General features: G+C 71.2%; 15 protein-coding genes and 1 tRNA gene. 9 read left to right on the top strand and 7 right to left on the bottom strand.

The genetic code is table 11. From position 1 onward, the window contains the following. Positions 1-17 precede the first annotated feature (17 nt). The 6 genes from ABLE68_RS00645 to ABLE68_RS00620 all read left to right on the top strand — a co-directional run bounded on the left by ABLE68_RS00645 (position 18) and on the right by ABLE68_RS00620 (position 3,144). Positions 18-158 carry a hypothetical protein gene (locus ABLE68_RS00645; RefSeq protein WP_348869130.1) on the top strand — a complete coding sequence of 47 codons (141 nt, stop codon included), beginning with the start codon at positions 18-20 and terminating at the stop codon, positions 156-158. A 23-nt stretch (positions 159-181) separates the two neighbouring features. Beyond that, on the top strand, positions 182-790 hold the full coding sequence (gene nadD, locus ABLE68_RS00640) for a nicotinate-nucleotide adenylyltransferase (protein WP_348869129.1): 609 nt from the start codon (positions 182-184) through the stop codon (positions 788-790). After that, complete coding sequence (rsfS, locus tag ABLE68_RS00635) at positions 787-1,164, top strand: ribosome silencing factor (protein WP_348869128.1); 378 nt, start codon at positions 787-789, stop codon at positions 1,162-1,164. Before nadD ends, rsfS begins: the two co-directional genes overlap by 4 nt. After that, positions 1,154-1,771, top strand: coding sequence for a histidine phosphatase family protein (locus ABLE68_RS00630; RefSeq protein WP_348869127.1), 618 nt, complete (start codon positions 1,154-1,156; stop codon positions 1,769-1,771). The genes rsfS and ABLE68_RS00630 overlap by 11 nt, the downstream gene beginning before the upstream one ends. 89 nt (positions 1,772-1,860) lie before the next feature. Next, positions 1,861-1,933 (top strand) — tRNA-Ala (locus tag ABLE68_RS00625). Positions 1,934-2,133: 200 nt separating this feature from the next. Continuing rightward, the gene (locus ABLE68_RS00620; RefSeq protein WP_348869126.1) at positions 2,134-3,144 is read left to right on the top strand and encodes a DUF4331 family protein; all 1,011 of its coding nucleotides are present in this window, start codon (positions 2,134-2,136) and stop codon (positions 3,142-3,144) included. Between the two features lie 40 nt (positions 3,145-3,184). Here ABLE68_RS00620 and ABLE68_RS00615 read toward each other — a convergent pair whose 3' ends face one another. Continuing rightward, positions 3,185-3,985 carry a transglutaminase-like domain-containing protein gene (locus ABLE68_RS00615; protein WP_348869125.1) on the bottom strand — a complete coding sequence of 267 codons (801 nt, stop codon included), beginning with the start codon at positions 3,983-3,985 and terminating at the stop codon, positions 3,185-3,187. Positions 3,986-4,101: 116 nt separating this feature from the next. On the opposite strand from ABLE68_RS00615, the gene ABLE68_RS00610 reads away from it, so the two are divergent. Continuing rightward, positions 4,102-5,112 carry a GNAT family N-acetyltransferase gene (locus ABLE68_RS00610; RefSeq protein ID WP_348869124.1) on the top strand — a complete coding sequence of 337 codons (1,011 nt, stop codon included), beginning with the start codon at positions 4,102-4,104 and terminating at the stop codon, positions 5,110-5,112. Positions 5,113-5,176: 64 nt separating this feature from the next. Beyond that, positions 5,177-6,181 carry a beta-ketoacyl-ACP synthase III gene (locus ABLE68_RS00605; protein ID WP_348869123.1) on the top strand — a complete coding sequence of 335 codons (1,005 nt, stop codon included), beginning with the start codon at positions 5,177-5,179 and terminating at the stop codon, positions 6,179-6,181. 6 nt (positions 6,182-6,187) lie between these two features. On the opposite strand, the gene ABLE68_RS00600 is transcribed toward ABLE68_RS00605, so the two are convergent. The 4 genes from ABLE68_RS00600 to modA form a co-directional block, all read right to left on the bottom strand. After that, positions 6,188-6,967, bottom strand: a complete 780-nt coding sequence (locus ABLE68_RS00600) for a sulfite exporter TauE/SafE family protein (RefSeq protein ID WP_348869122.1) — start codon at positions 6,965-6,967, stop codon at positions 6,188-6,190. Positions 6,968-7,061: 94 nt separating this feature from the next. After that, positions 7,062-8,099 carry a sulfate/molybdate ABC transporter ATP-binding protein gene (locus tag ABLE68_RS00595; protein WP_348869121.1) on the bottom strand — a complete coding sequence of 346 codons (1,038 nt, stop codon included), beginning with the start codon at positions 8,097-8,099 and terminating at the stop codon, positions 7,062-7,064. After that, positions 8,096-8,824 carry an ABC transporter permease gene (locus ABLE68_RS00590; RefSeq protein ID WP_348873215.1) on the bottom strand — a complete coding sequence of 243 codons (729 nt, stop codon included), beginning with the start codon at positions 8,822-8,824 and terminating at the stop codon, positions 8,096-8,098. The genes ABLE68_RS00595 and ABLE68_RS00590 overlap by 4 nt, the downstream gene beginning before the upstream one ends. A 65-nt stretch (positions 8,825-8,889) precedes the next feature. Beyond that, complete coding sequence (modA, locus tag ABLE68_RS00585) at positions 8,890-9,654, bottom strand: molybdate ABC transporter substrate-binding protein (RefSeq protein ID WP_348869120.1); 765 nt, start codon at positions 9,652-9,654, stop codon at positions 8,890-8,892. A 147-nt stretch (positions 9,655-9,801) separates the two neighbouring features. Here modA and ABLE68_RS00580 point away from each other — a divergent pair, with 147 nt between their 5' ends. After that, positions 9,802-10,191, top strand: a complete 390-nt coding sequence (locus tag ABLE68_RS00580; protein WP_348869119.1) for a TOBE domain-containing protein — start codon at positions 9,802-9,804, stop codon at positions 10,189-10,191. Here the strand turns inward: ABLE68_RS00580 and ABLE68_RS00575 are convergent. Further along, entirely contained in the window at positions 10,188-11,585 is a 1,398-nt protein-coding gene (locus tag ABLE68_RS00575) for an MFS transporter (RefSeq protein WP_348869118.1), read from the bottom strand. The genes ABLE68_RS00580 and ABLE68_RS00575 overlap by 4 nt on opposite strands. Beyond that, entirely contained in the window at positions 11,582-12,016 is a 435-nt protein-coding gene (locus ABLE68_RS00570) for a MarR family winged helix-turn-helix transcriptional regulator (protein ID WP_348869117.1), read from the bottom strand. The genes ABLE68_RS00575 and ABLE68_RS00570 overlap by 4 nt, the downstream gene beginning before the upstream one ends. Positions 12,017-12,082: the final 66 nt, after the last annotated feature.

Below are 12,082 nucleotides of genomic sequence, written 5' to 3'. Positions count from 1 at the left end.
CCGCTAGGCTGTCGCCCATGAACGCGCTGCTCACCGTGTTGCACACCGAGAACCCCAACGTGCCCAACCACTGGCTCATCGGCGGCATCGCTCTCGGCATCCTGCTGGCACTGCTGCTGGCGCTGCTCGCCTTCGGCGCGGGACGCGAGCACAGCTGACCACCGAGCCGAGGGCCGAGCGCGTGCCGGGCGCCCGTCGCGTCGGTGTCATGGGCGGCACCTTCGACCCGATCCACCACGGCCACCTCGTGGCCGCGTCGGAGGTGCAGGCGTGGTTCGACCTCGACGAGGTCGTCTTCGTGCCGACCGGTGACCCGTGGCAGAAGTCCGACCGGGACGTCTCGCCCGCCGAGGACCGCTACCTGATGACGGTCATCGCGACCGCCGCCAACCCGCGGTTCAACGTCTCCCGCGTCGACATCGACCGCCACGGGCCGACGTACACGATCGACACGCTGAAGGACCTCAAGGCGCGGTTCCCCGACGCCGAGCTCTACTTCATCACCGGCATGGACGCGCTCGCCGACATCTTCACCTGGCGCGACGCGGAGGACCTCTTCGCGCTCGCCCAGTTCGTCGGCTGCACCCGCCCGGGCTACACCATGGACGACGCGACGATCGCCTCGATCCCCTCCGACCGTGTGACCATGGTCGAGATCCCCGCACTGGCGATCTCCTCCTCCGACTGCCGCGACCGCAAGCGACGCGGCGAGCCGGTCTGGTACCTCGTGCCCGATGGCGTGGTCCAGTACATCGCCAAGCACGACCTGTATCCCAAGGACACCCCATGACTGCCACCGACCACGCCGTCGAGCTCGTCCGGGCCGCCGCCCGCGCCGCGTCCGACAAGCTCGCCTCCAACATCATCGCCTTCGACGTCAGCGAGCAGCTCGCGATCAGCGACGCGTTCGTCCTCGCCTCGGCCTCCAACGACCGCCAGGTGAAGTCGATCGTCGACGAGATCGAGGACAAGCTGCGCGAGATCGGCGCCAAGCCGCTGCGGCGCGAGGGCGAGCGCGACGGGCGCTGGGTCCTCATCGACTACGGCGAGATCGTCGTGCACGTGCAGCACGAGGAGGAGCGGCAGTTCTACGCCCTCGAGCGGCTGTGGCGCGACTGCCCGGCGATCGAGCTGCCCGCCGACGTCGTCTCGCATGAGCGCTAAGAGGCTCCTTCTCCTCCGGCACGGCCAGACCGCCTGGAACAAGGCCGGTCGCGTCCAGGGTCAGCTCGACGCCGAGCTCGACGACACCGGTCGTCGCCAGGCGGCCGAGACGGCCCCGGTCATCGCGGCGATGGGTCCGGTCGCGCTCTGGTCGTCCGACAGCCTGCGCGCCCGCGACACCGCGGCGTACGTCGCGAAGGAGTGCGGGTTGGACCCGACGTACGACGCGCGCCTGCGTGAGTACTACCTCGCCGAGCGGCAGGGCCTGACCCACACGGAGTACGCCGAGCTCGCGCCCGAGGAGTTCGCGGCCTTCCGCCGCGGCGACTTCGACGTGGTGCCGGGCGGCGAGACGGCTGTCGAGGTGTCCGCCCGCGTGCGCGCGGCTCTGCTCGAGCTGCTGGCCTCGATCGGTCCCGGCGAGCTCGCGGTGGCCGTGTCACACGGGGCCGCGATCCGCGACGCCGTGCCCGTCCTGCTCGGCTGGCCGGTCACCGAGCGGGCGGTCCTCCACGGCCTCGGCAACTGCGGCTGGGTCGAGCTGGACCAGGAGGAGGCGGGCGCGCCCCTCCGGATGCGCGCCTACAACCGGGTGGCCACCGTCTGACGGACCCCGATTTCGCTTCGGGCCGGACGGTTGGCTAGTATTCCGCGAGTTGTCACCCGGTCGGCCGCAAGGTCGATCAGGGAAGCAATGGGGCTGTGGCGCAGCTGGTAGCGCACCTGCATGGCATGCAGGGGGTCAGGGGTTCGAGTCCCCTCAGCTCCACCGGACAGAAGGGCTGTCATCGCATCGCGATGACAGCCCTTCTGGCATTTGCGTGGGTTGACGGTGGCGCAGCTGGTAGCGGCTCTGCTGGATGGGCATGCAGGGGGTCAGGGGTTCGAGTCCCCTCAGCTCCACCCACTACAGAAGCCGCCTTCGGGCGGCTTTCTGCATTCCTGGGGCGGTCCTACAGTGGTTGCAGGATGTCGAACCACTTCACCGGTCTGAGTCTCGGTCCACCGCTGGGAGACCAGCGGCTCGACCTGTGCGACCTCTACGCCTTCCAGGCGCCCGGTGACCCGACCCGGACCGTGCTCATCCTCAACGCCAACCCCAACGCCGATGCGTTGCACCCGGACGCGATCTACCGACTCGCGATCGACAACGACGGGGACTACCTCGACGACATCGCGATCAGCTGGGTGTTCGCGCCACCGACCGATGCCGGCCAGGCCTTCGACGTGTACGTCGCGACCGGCGCCGACGCTCGCTCCGCGGAAGCGGTGGGGACCCGGGTCGTCGAGGGTGGCCAGGTCTCCTTCGGCGCTGACGCCCACGTCGTCCACGCGGGCGACCACACGTTCTTCGCCGGCGCCCGCAGCGATGCCTTCTTCTTCGACTTCGACGGGATCAAGAACCTCTTCGACATCCGCGGCCACCGCAACTTCACGGCTCCGCACTTCGGTAGCCCGTCCCCGTGGACCGGGGTCGACTCCAACCTGCGGGCGAACGTCTTCTCGATGGTGGTAGAGCTGCCGACCGAGGTGCTCGGTGCAGATCCCGATCTGCACATCTGGGGGCGGTGCAGCGTCCGGCAGGACGGCCGCCTCGTGCACGTCGACCGGGCCGGCCACCCGTCGGTGAGCAGCTTCTTCAACACCGACGAGACGAAGGAGGAGTACAACGCGAGCGAGCCCGTCCACGACGTCGGCCGCTGGACCGACCAGTTCGTGCACCTGATGGGGCACACCGGCGGCTACACCCGCGAGGAGGCGGTCGCGGCCATCGAGGTCGAGGGCCTGCTGCCCGACGTCCTGACCTTCGAACCCACGCGGCCGGCCCGCTACCCGAACGGCCGGGTCTTCACCGACGACGTCATCAACCACCGGCTGCTGTTCCTGTCGAAGGGCGACGTCCCGCCCCCGGGTCTCGCGCCACACTCCGACACCCTCGCCCAGTTCCCCTATCTCGGCAGCCCGCACCCGCCCGCGTGAGCGGGGGACCCGGCGTGATCTCGGCCGGGCTCACCCACCCTCAGCGGAGAGCGACCAGCTGGTCGAGGTCGTCGTTCGGCAGCCCGTCGTCGGCGACGGCGGTGACCTGCGACCAGGTGAGGTCGGCGCCACCGGACACGGTGGTCATGAACGCCGTGTCGGCAGCGTCTCGGCCGGTCGCGATCCGGACCAGTGACGAGCGGGGTGCGAGGGCGGTGGCGTCCACGACGTACCAACCGCCGGCGACGTACGCCTCGACGACCGCGTGGAAGTCCATCGGGTCGCACCCGGGTGCGTAGACGCCCGCGAGCCGTGCCGGGACCCGGAGGGCCCGCAGCAGCGCGATCACGAGGTGGGCGTAGTCACGGCAGACGCCGGCGCCGCCGAGGAGGGTGTCCGTCGCCCCGTCCGTGGGGCCGCTGCTGCCCGGGACGTAGATGAGGCGGGTGCCCACCCAGGAGGACACGGCCTCGAGCAGCTGGCCCTCGTGCACGCCACCGAACTCGGAGTAGGCGAAGCCGCCGAACGTGTCGGACTCGATGTAGCGGCTGGGCCGGCGGTAGAGGGAGAGGTCGGCCAGCGAGGGCTCGGGGATCTCGGCGGTCCCGCGGACCTGTGCTTCGTAGGTGACCCGGCAGTCGCCGGGCGGCAGCGTGACGAGGTGGAGACGACCGTCGTGGGGCGCGACCACCTCGACGGGCGTGATCTCGACACCCTCGTGGACGATCGAGAGCCGCTCGGTGACCTCCAGGCCCGGCGTCCTCGCGACGGCGATCTGCAGCTCGATCTCGCAGTCGCTGTGGGCGGTGATCCCCAGCTCGGCACCCACGGTCCTGTCCATGGACGGATCCTCACACGCCGAGATTGCGCGCGTGTTATCGCGGCGCAGGTGCGCCTCCCGCCGGGAGCGGAAAACCGGTGTCCGCCGGGTCCACGACCGGCCTAGCCTCTGTCGTCATGGAGATCCGCGCGCTCGACCGGGCCGACCTGGCTGACGACGCGCTGATGCGCGACTTCTACGACGTCAACCGCCGCAGCGAGCTCCACGGCCGCCCGGACATGCCGTTCTGGGGCTTCGAGGAGTTCCTGGGCGGCTTCCGCTCGCCCGACAGCGGCGAGAGGCAGGAGCTCTTCGCGGCGTACGACGGGGACCGGATGGTCGGCACCGCGGCGCTGTGGTCCTTCCTGCTGGACAACACCGACAAGGCCTTCCTGCACCTCGACGTCGACGTGCCCCACCGGCGTCGGGGCATCGGCCGGGCGCTCGCCGACACGGTGGTCGACGTCGCCCGCAAGGACGGCCGCACCTCGGTCCTCACCGAGTCCAAGATCCCCTTCGAGCGCCGGGAGGACCATCCCCACCGACGTTTCGCCGAGGCCTGCGGCTTCGAGTTCTCCAACGTCGAGGTGGTCCGCCACCTGCCCCTCCCGGTCGCGGACGACCGGATCCAGGAGTGGATCGACGACGCAGCGCCCCACCACGTCGGCTACACGATCGAGACCTTCGTCGGTGCGGTGCCCGACGATCTCGTCGAGTCGCTCTCGCTGCTGCTCGGCCAGCTCGCGGTCGACGCTCCGACCGGCGCCGTCGACTTCGAGGAGGAGGCCGTCACGCCGCAGCGGTACGCCGAGATGGTGGCGACCACCGAGGCGATGGGACGCGCCCGCTACGAGACGCTCGCCCTCACCCCGGACCGCGAGGTCGTCGCGCAGTCCACGCTCGCGGTGCCCCTGCAGGACAGCACCGAGGTCTACCAGTGGGGCACCTTCGTGCACCGGGAGCACCGCGGTCACCACCTCGGCCTGGCAACCAAGGCGGTCAACCTCCGCGCCGCGCAGGCCGCTCGGGGCGACCTGACCCTGGTCACCACGCAGAACGCCGAGACCAACGGCTACATGGTCGCCATCAACGAGCGGATGGGCTTCGAGCCGGTGGAGGTCTCGATGGAGTTCGTCAAGCGCGTCTGACCGGCTCCGAGGGGCGAGGCAGTAACCTCCGGACGTTCGGATGAAGACGGAGTCAGGAGCAGTCATGGCGAAGATCAACCAGCGGGCCGGAGCACCAGCGAGCGCCATGCTCGGGCTGGGGGTCTACCGCCCCGAGAGGGTCGTCACGAACGACGAGATCTGCGAGGTGCTCGACTCCAGCGACGAGTGGATCCAGACGCGGTCCGGCATCCGGACCCGGCGGTACGCCGGCGAGGGCGAGTCCCTGCTCGACATGGCCCAGATCGCGTGCGAGCGGGCGCTGAAGGCGTCCGGCGTGGCCGCCGGCGACATCGGCACGGTCATCCTCGCGACGTCCACCCACGTGCAGCACACGCCCGCGGCCGCCCCGATGCTCGCCGACCGGCTCGGCTCCCGGGCAGCCGCGTTCGACGTCTCCGCGGGCTGCGCGGGCTTCTGCCACTCCCTCTCCGTCGCCTCCGACCTGGTCCGCGGCGGCAACGCCCGCTACGTCCTGGTCGTCGGTGTCGAGCGGCTCAGCACCTTCATGGACCCGACCGACCGCGGCACGGCGTTCATCTTCGCCGACGGCGCCGGTGCGGTCGTGGTCGGACCGAGCGACGAGGCCGGCATCGGCCCGGTCGCCTGGGGCTCCGACGGCTCGCAGTCGCACGTCATCACGCAGTCGATGCGCTGCGACGAGCTCACCCCGGACCACCCGCTCGTCGTCCAGATGGAGGGCACGGCGGTCTTCCGCTGGGCGCCGTTCGCGATGGCGGACGTCGCCCGCGAGGCGGTGACCGAGGCCGGGCTGTCGCTCGACGACCTCGACGTCTTCGTGCCCCACCAGGCCAACCTCCGGATCTCCGAGACCCTCGCCCGCAACCTCAAGCTGCCTGAGACAGTCGCGATCGCCCGCGACGTCCAGGACTCCGGCAACACGTCCGCGGCGTCCGTGCCGCTGGCCATCGAGGCGATGGTGCGCAAGGGCGACGCCAAGGCCGGGGACACGGCGCTCCTGATCGCCTTCGGCGCCGGCCTGAGCTTCGCCGGCCAGGTCGTGACGCTGCCGCCGGTGGCCGACAGCTGAGTCCGGCTACGGCCGCCCCAGCACCTGGTACACGTAGACGACGGCCAGCGAGAGCGCCAGCACTCCGAGCAGGGTCCGCAACGCCCGCTCGGGGATGCGGGGCTGGAGGGACGCCCCGAGCCAGCCGCCGAGAAGACCGCCGACACCGGTCGCGATCCCCAGCGTCCAGTCCGGCGAGATCGGGCCGACGGCGTCGAGCGAGATGACGGCGTACGTCGTGACTCCGACCAGCGACGTCACCCAGGTCGACAACAACGCTGCCGGTGCCACGGTGGCAACGGTCATCCCGGTGCCGACCAGGATGGGTCCGAGGATGGACCCGCCACCGATCCCGTAGACACCGCCGATGATGCCGATGGTGAACGCCAGGGCCCGGACGGTGCGTGACGAGAGACGCCGCTCCAGGGAGCCGGGGGCCGGCCTGCGCAGGATGAACAGCCCGACCGGGGCGAGCACGGCGGCGGCGAGCATCCGGAACACGTCCGGGTCGGTGGCGACGTAGACCCGGATGAGCGCTCCGAGCACCACCCCTGGCACCGAGCCGGAGAGCAGCTGGAGCGTGAGGTCACGATCGAACTGTCCTCGTCGGCGGTAGCGGACCAGCCCTCCCGGGCCGGAGATGACGTTGAACAGCAGGTTCGTCGGCGTGATCCGCGGGTTCGGGACGTGGAGCACGGAGAGCTGGAACGGAAGCAGGAACACCGCGCCCGAGACGCCCACGGGAGTGGTCACCGCGGCCAGGACGAATCCCGCCAGCAACCCCACGACGTCCCGCTGCCAGTCCACGCCGCCCTCCCCTCGCCGGGGTCGCATCCTGCCAGTCGAGGAACTGGCCCGGCACCTGGGTCCGCGACAGGCTGAGCCGGGGACGGGCAGGCTGCTAGGCCGGGTAGACGGCGACCTCGGTCGCCTTCACCGAGAAGACGACGGACGAGCCGGGGGCCAGGTCGAGGTCTGCCGCTGCGGCAGCGGTGATGTCCGCCGCCAGGGAGCCCGCCCGCACCCGGATCTGGTCCCCGTGCGGCTCGATGGCCGACACGGCGACCTCGACGGTGTTGCGCGGGCTTCCCCCGGGAGCGGCCCGGAACACGGCGACCGCGCTGGGCCGGAACACCGCGACCGCGGCGTCGCCGGGCGCCAGGTCGGACTCCGCGGGCATGCCGGTGACGCTGATGTCGTCGGACCGCACCGCCTGCCCGTCCCACCGGCCGCGCACCAGGTTGAGCCCGGCGATCCGCGCCGCGAACCCGCTGCGCGGTCGGGCGAGCACGTCGGCGCAGGCGCCGGACTCGGCGATCGACCCGTCCTCCACCACGACGACGCGGTCCGCCAGCAGCAGGGCGTCGAGGAGGTCGTGGGTGACGATGATCGCCGTCTGCGAGTGCAGGACCCGCTTCAGCACCTGGCGCAGGGCAGGGGTGATCGCGACGTCGAGCGCTGCCATCGGCTCGTCGAGCAGCAGCAGCTCCGGCTCGGCGGCCAGGGCGCGCGCGATGGCGACCCGCTGACCCTGCCCGCCCGAGAGCTGGTGCGGCTTGCGGTCCGCCAGCTCGGTGGCTCCGACCTCGTCGAGCCAGCGGCGCGCCGTCGCCCGTGACTCCGCACGGGAGCGCCCGCTGCTGCGTGGTCCGAACGCGACGTTGTCGAGCACCGACAGGTGGGGGAAGAGCAGCGGGTCCTGGGCGAGCAGCGCGACCCCTCGCGCGTGCGGAGGCACCCAGGTGGAGCCGGACGTCAGCACGCGACCGTTGAGGACCGTGCTGCCGGCGTCGGGCCGCAGCAGCCCGGCGACGACCGACAGGATGCTCGACTTGCCGGCGCCGTTGGGTCCCAGCAGTGCGACGACCTCGCCGGTGGCGACCTCGAGCCCGATGTCGAGGTGACGGTCCGCGATCGACGCGGTGACCTCGAGGCTCATCGGAGCTCCCGGCCGGGTCGGGCGACGGCGATGACGACGACCGCGACCAGCACGAGCACCAGCGAGAGCGCGACCGCGGCGTCGGCGTCCGTCTCGCGCTGGAGGTAGATCTCGAGCGGCAGGGTCCTGGTGACGCCCTGCAGGCTTCCGGCGAACGTGATCGTGGCGCCGAACTCGCCCAGCGCGCGGGCGAAGGACAGCACGGCGCCGGACACCAGCCCGGGCAGCACGAGCGGCAGCGTCACCCGGCGGAAGACCGTCGTCGGGCGAGCACCGAGCGTCGCCGCCACGACCTCGTACCGCTGGCCGGCCGTCCGGAGGGCACCCTCGAGGCTGACGACGAGGAACGGCAGCGCCACGAAGGTCTGGGCGAGCACGACCGCGGTGGTCGAGAAGGCGATCTGGACGCCCAGCACCTCGAGGGTGTGGCCGAGCAGCCCGCGACGCCCGAACGTGTAGAGCAGGGCGATGCCTCCGACCACGGGCGGCAGCACCAACGGCAGGAGCACCAAGGCCCGGAGCAGACCTTGCCCCCGGAAGCTGGTCCGGGCGAGGACGAGCGCCATCGGTACGCCGAAGAGCAGGCACAGCAGGGTGCTGATCGTCGAGGTCTTGAGACTCAGCCGCAGCGCTGCCACGGACGACTCCGAGCTCACCAGGTCGACGAAGTCGGCCCAGTCCACCCGGCTCAGCATCGCGACCAGCGGCAGCGCGACGAAGAGCATCCCCGCCGCGGCGGGGACGAAGACCCAACCGGGCAGGCCGACGTTGCCGGTTCGCGACCTCACGATCAGGGCTTGCCGAAGCCGGCGTCCGCGAGGACCTGCTGCCCGTCGGTGCCGGTCACGAGGTCGACGAACTCCTGGGCGAGGTCGCCCTGGTCGCTGCCGCTCATGACGGCGATCGGGTAGGTGTTCACGACCGAGGACGACTCCGGGAACGTGATGCCCTCCACCGAGTCGCCGGCAGCCTGGACGTCGGTGACGTAGACCAGACCTGCGTCTGCCTCGCCCGAGCTGACCTTGGTGAGCACGTCGGCGACCGACTGCTCCTCGCTGACCGGGGAGAAGGTGAGACCGGCGTCGTCGGCGACCTGCTGGGCCGCGGCGCCGCACGGGACCTCGGGTGCGCAGATGACGAGGTTGAGCCCGCTCTTGGTCAGGTCGTCCAGGGTCTTGATCCCGGCCGGGTTGCCCGGTGGCACGGCGATCTCGAGGGTGTTGGTCGCGAAGGGGGTGGGGGTGCCGTCGACCAGGTCGGCAGCCGTCGCCTTGTCCATGTTGGCCGTGTCGGCGGACGCGAAGACGTCGCCGGGGGCGCCGTCCTGGAGCTGGGCGACCAGGTCGGAGGACCCGCCGAAGTTGAGCTGCACGTCGACACCGTCGTGGCTCGCCTCGAACTGCTTGGCGAGCGTCTCGAAGGTCGATGTGAGCGACGAGGCCGCGAAGACGTGGAGGGTCGTCGTGCCGCTCCCGTCGGAGGAGTCGTCGGAGCCGCAGCCTGCGGCCAGGGTCACGAGCGCCACCACCGCCGTGCTGGCGATCCATCGCTTCATCTGCACTCCTCGAGTCGTCGTCGTGTCCCCCGGACAGACCCGAATCCTAGGGCACGTCCGAGATTGTGGGCAGAATTCTGAGCGTGGTAGCGGGATCCAGGCCTATCTATTGCCTAGGAGTGGGAGGATCGGCCCTATGCTGGCGCGGTGGCTGAGTACTTGCGGATCGGTGAGGTCGCCCAGGCCGTCGGGGTCAGTGTCGACACGCTCCGCCGGTGGGAGGCCGACGGCCGGGTCTCGTTCGAGCGCCGCGGCAACCAGCGGGTGCTGCCGGCCGACGCACTCGCGCCGCTGATCGCCTCGCTGTCGGGCTCGGACCGCACCTCCAGTGCGCGCAACCGCTTCACCGGTGTCGTCGTCTCCGTGAAGCGCGACGGCGTGATGGCGCAGGTCGAGCTCGCCTGCGGTGACTACCGGGTCGTCTCGCTGATGAGCCGCGAGGCTGCCGACGAGCTCGGGCTCGAGCCCGGCGTGCATGCCACCGCGGTGATCAAGTCGACCAACGTGGTCGTCGAGACCGAGGGTCGGCGCGGCTAGGGCCTGCGAGCGCCCACGCTGGCGAGCGAGCGGTCGGCGACGGTGGTGAGCAGCATCAGGGACGACACGACGAGCATGAAGACGGCCAGGTGGTGCACGCCGTCGGTGGTGGCGCCGTCGTGGAGGAACAGCCCGCTCGCGGCCGCGGCGACGATCGCGCCGACGTACATCGCGGTCCGCAGGAGGCCGGCCGACGACGCGACCCGCTCGGGATCGGCCTGGTGGTAGACGGCGTTCTGGTTGCCGAGTCCGAGCAGGCCCTGCGGGATGCCGAGCAGCAGCGTGAGGGCGACGAGCACCCAGATCGTGGTGCCCCCGCCGAGGAACAGGACCACCGCGCAGGCGGCGACCTGCAGGACGGCACCGACGAGGAGCTTGCCGCGGATCTCCGGGCGGCGTCCGGTGAGCGTCGACACGACGATCGCGGTGCCGAACATCGGGATCAGCACGAGCCCGACGGTCGACGGGTCGAGGTGGCGGCCCTCTTGGAGCCACTGGGTGAATCCGTAGAGGAACGAGTAGCTGACGGTCGCCGTCAGCAGCCCGCGCACGTACGTCGTGACCAGCGGCAGGTTGCCCCGGAGCAGGCGGACGTCGACGAACGGTGCTCGGACCCTCGTCTCGACGACCACGAAGGCGATCGCCGCGACGACCGTGACGCCGAGCAGGGGGACCACGGCGACACCGGGCTCCATGAGGAAGAACAGCAGCGCCAGTAGGGTCGCCGCGAAGAGAGCGACCCCGGCCAGGTCGAAGCGGGTGTCGTCGGACCGCTGGTCGGCCAGCGGCTCGTGCTTGGGGAGCCGGCGGCTGCCCAGCCACAGGCAGGCGATCGACAGCGGGATGTTGACCGCGAACGTGGCGCGCCAGCCGCCCACCCCGATGAGGAAGCCGCCGAGCGTCGGGCCGACGACCGCGATCGTCTGGCTCGCGACCGCGAGCAGGGTGAGGACGCCGGCGGGGCTGTCCTCGCCGGTGCGCAGCGACTCGCTGCGGATCAGGTACATCGAGGCGGGATAGCCCGCGCAGGTGCCGAAGCCGAGGATCACGCGCGCGACCACGAGCACCCAGAGGTCCTGGGCGAGCCAGCCGATCACCCCCGCGACACCCACCATCGCCGTCGCGACCAGGTAGAGCCGGCGCGGGCCGAGGACGTCGATGAGCCGGCCGACCACCGGCTGGCCGATCGCGGTCGCCAGGTAGAGCGCCGAGACCAGCCAGGCGGTCTGGGACGGCGGGGCGTCGAAGGCCCGGCCGATCGGCACCAGCGAGATCGCGATGATCGAGGAGTTCACCGGGTTGAGGACCGACCCCAGGACCATCGGCGCGATCAGGCGCCGGTCGAACGTCGTACGAGGGGGAGCGGAGGTGCGGGTGAACGAGCCGTTCTTCACAGGGCCTTCGCCAGCCGCTCCAGCAGCGGGGCCGAGGCGTGCAGCGCGGCCCGCTCGTCGGCCGTGAAGTGCTCCGCGAGGACGGCGGCGAACTGCTCGGCCCGCGCATCGCGCTTCCGGCTCGCCAGCGCCCGGCCCGCGTCGGTCAGGTCGACCAGCATCCGGCGCCCGTCCGCGGCGTCCACGCTGCGCTCCACGAGGCCGCGGCGCTCGAGCGTCGTGATCGTCGCGTGCATCGACTGCGCGCTGATGTTCTCGATGCGGGCCAGGTCGGCGGACGTCGCCGGGGCGTTGCGGACCAGGCTCGCGAGGGCGGTGCTCTCCGGCTGGCTCAGGTCGTCGACGACGCGCACCTGACGGAGCCGTCGGACCAGCAGGCCGAGGCTGGTCTGCAGCTCGCGCGCGACGCGATCGGGGGAGGAGCCGGACATATAGTCAGGCTACCTGATCAATCTTCCTGATCAACTCCGAGACCGGTGGTCGCCGTCACAGGCAGC

It is taken from the genome of Nocardioides pollutisoli (assembly GCF_040045055.1).
GTDB lineage: Bacteria > Actinomycetota > Actinomycetes > Propionibacteriales > Nocardioidaceae > Nocardioides > Nocardioides tweenelious.
Note: the sequence above shows the minus strand (reverse complement) of the source record. Positions and strands in the feature narration are given on the sequence as shown.

Coding starts and splice junctions, on each gene's coding strand:
- ABLE68_RS00645 (WP_348869130.1), top strand. CDS start 18: ATGAACGCGCTGCTCACCGTGTTGCACACCGAGAACCCCAACGTGCCC.
- rsfS (WP_348869128.1), top strand. CDS start 787: ATGACTGCCACCGACCACGCCGTCGAGCTCGTCCGGGCCGCCGCCCGC.
- ABLE68_RS00630 (WP_348869127.1), top strand. CDS start 1,154: ATGAGCGCTAAGAGGCTCCTTCTCCTCCGGCACGGCCAGACCGCCTGG.
- ABLE68_RS00620 (WP_348869126.1), top strand. CDS start 2,134: ATGTCGAACCACTTCACCGGTCTGAGTCTCGGTCCACCGCTGGGAGAC.
- ABLE68_RS00615 (WP_348869125.1), bottom strand. CDS start 3,985: ATGGACAGGACCGTGGGTGCCGAGCTGGGGATCACCGCCCACAGCGAC.
- ABLE68_RS00610 (WP_348869124.1), top strand. CDS start 4,102: ATGGAGATCCGCGCGCTCGACCGGGCCGACCTGGCTGACGACGCGCTG.
- ABLE68_RS00605 (WP_348869123.1), top strand. CDS start 5,177: ATGGCGAAGATCAACCAGCGGGCCGGAGCACCAGCGAGCGCCATGCTC.
- ABLE68_RS00595 (WP_348869121.1), bottom strand. CDS start 8,099: ATGAGCCTCGAGGTCACCGCGTCGATCGCGGACCGTCACCTCGACATC.
- ABLE68_RS00590 (WP_348873215.1), bottom strand. CDS start 8,824: ATGCTCTTCGTCGCGCTGCCGCTGGTCGCGATGCTGAGCCGGGTGGAC.
- modA (WP_348869120.1), bottom strand. CDS start 9,654: ATGAAGCGATGGATCGCCAGCACGGCGGTGGTGGCGCTCGTGACCCTG.
- ABLE68_RS00570 (WP_348869117.1), bottom strand. CDS start 12,016: ATGTCCGGCTCCTCCCCCGATCGCGTCGCGCGCGAGCTGCAGACCAGC.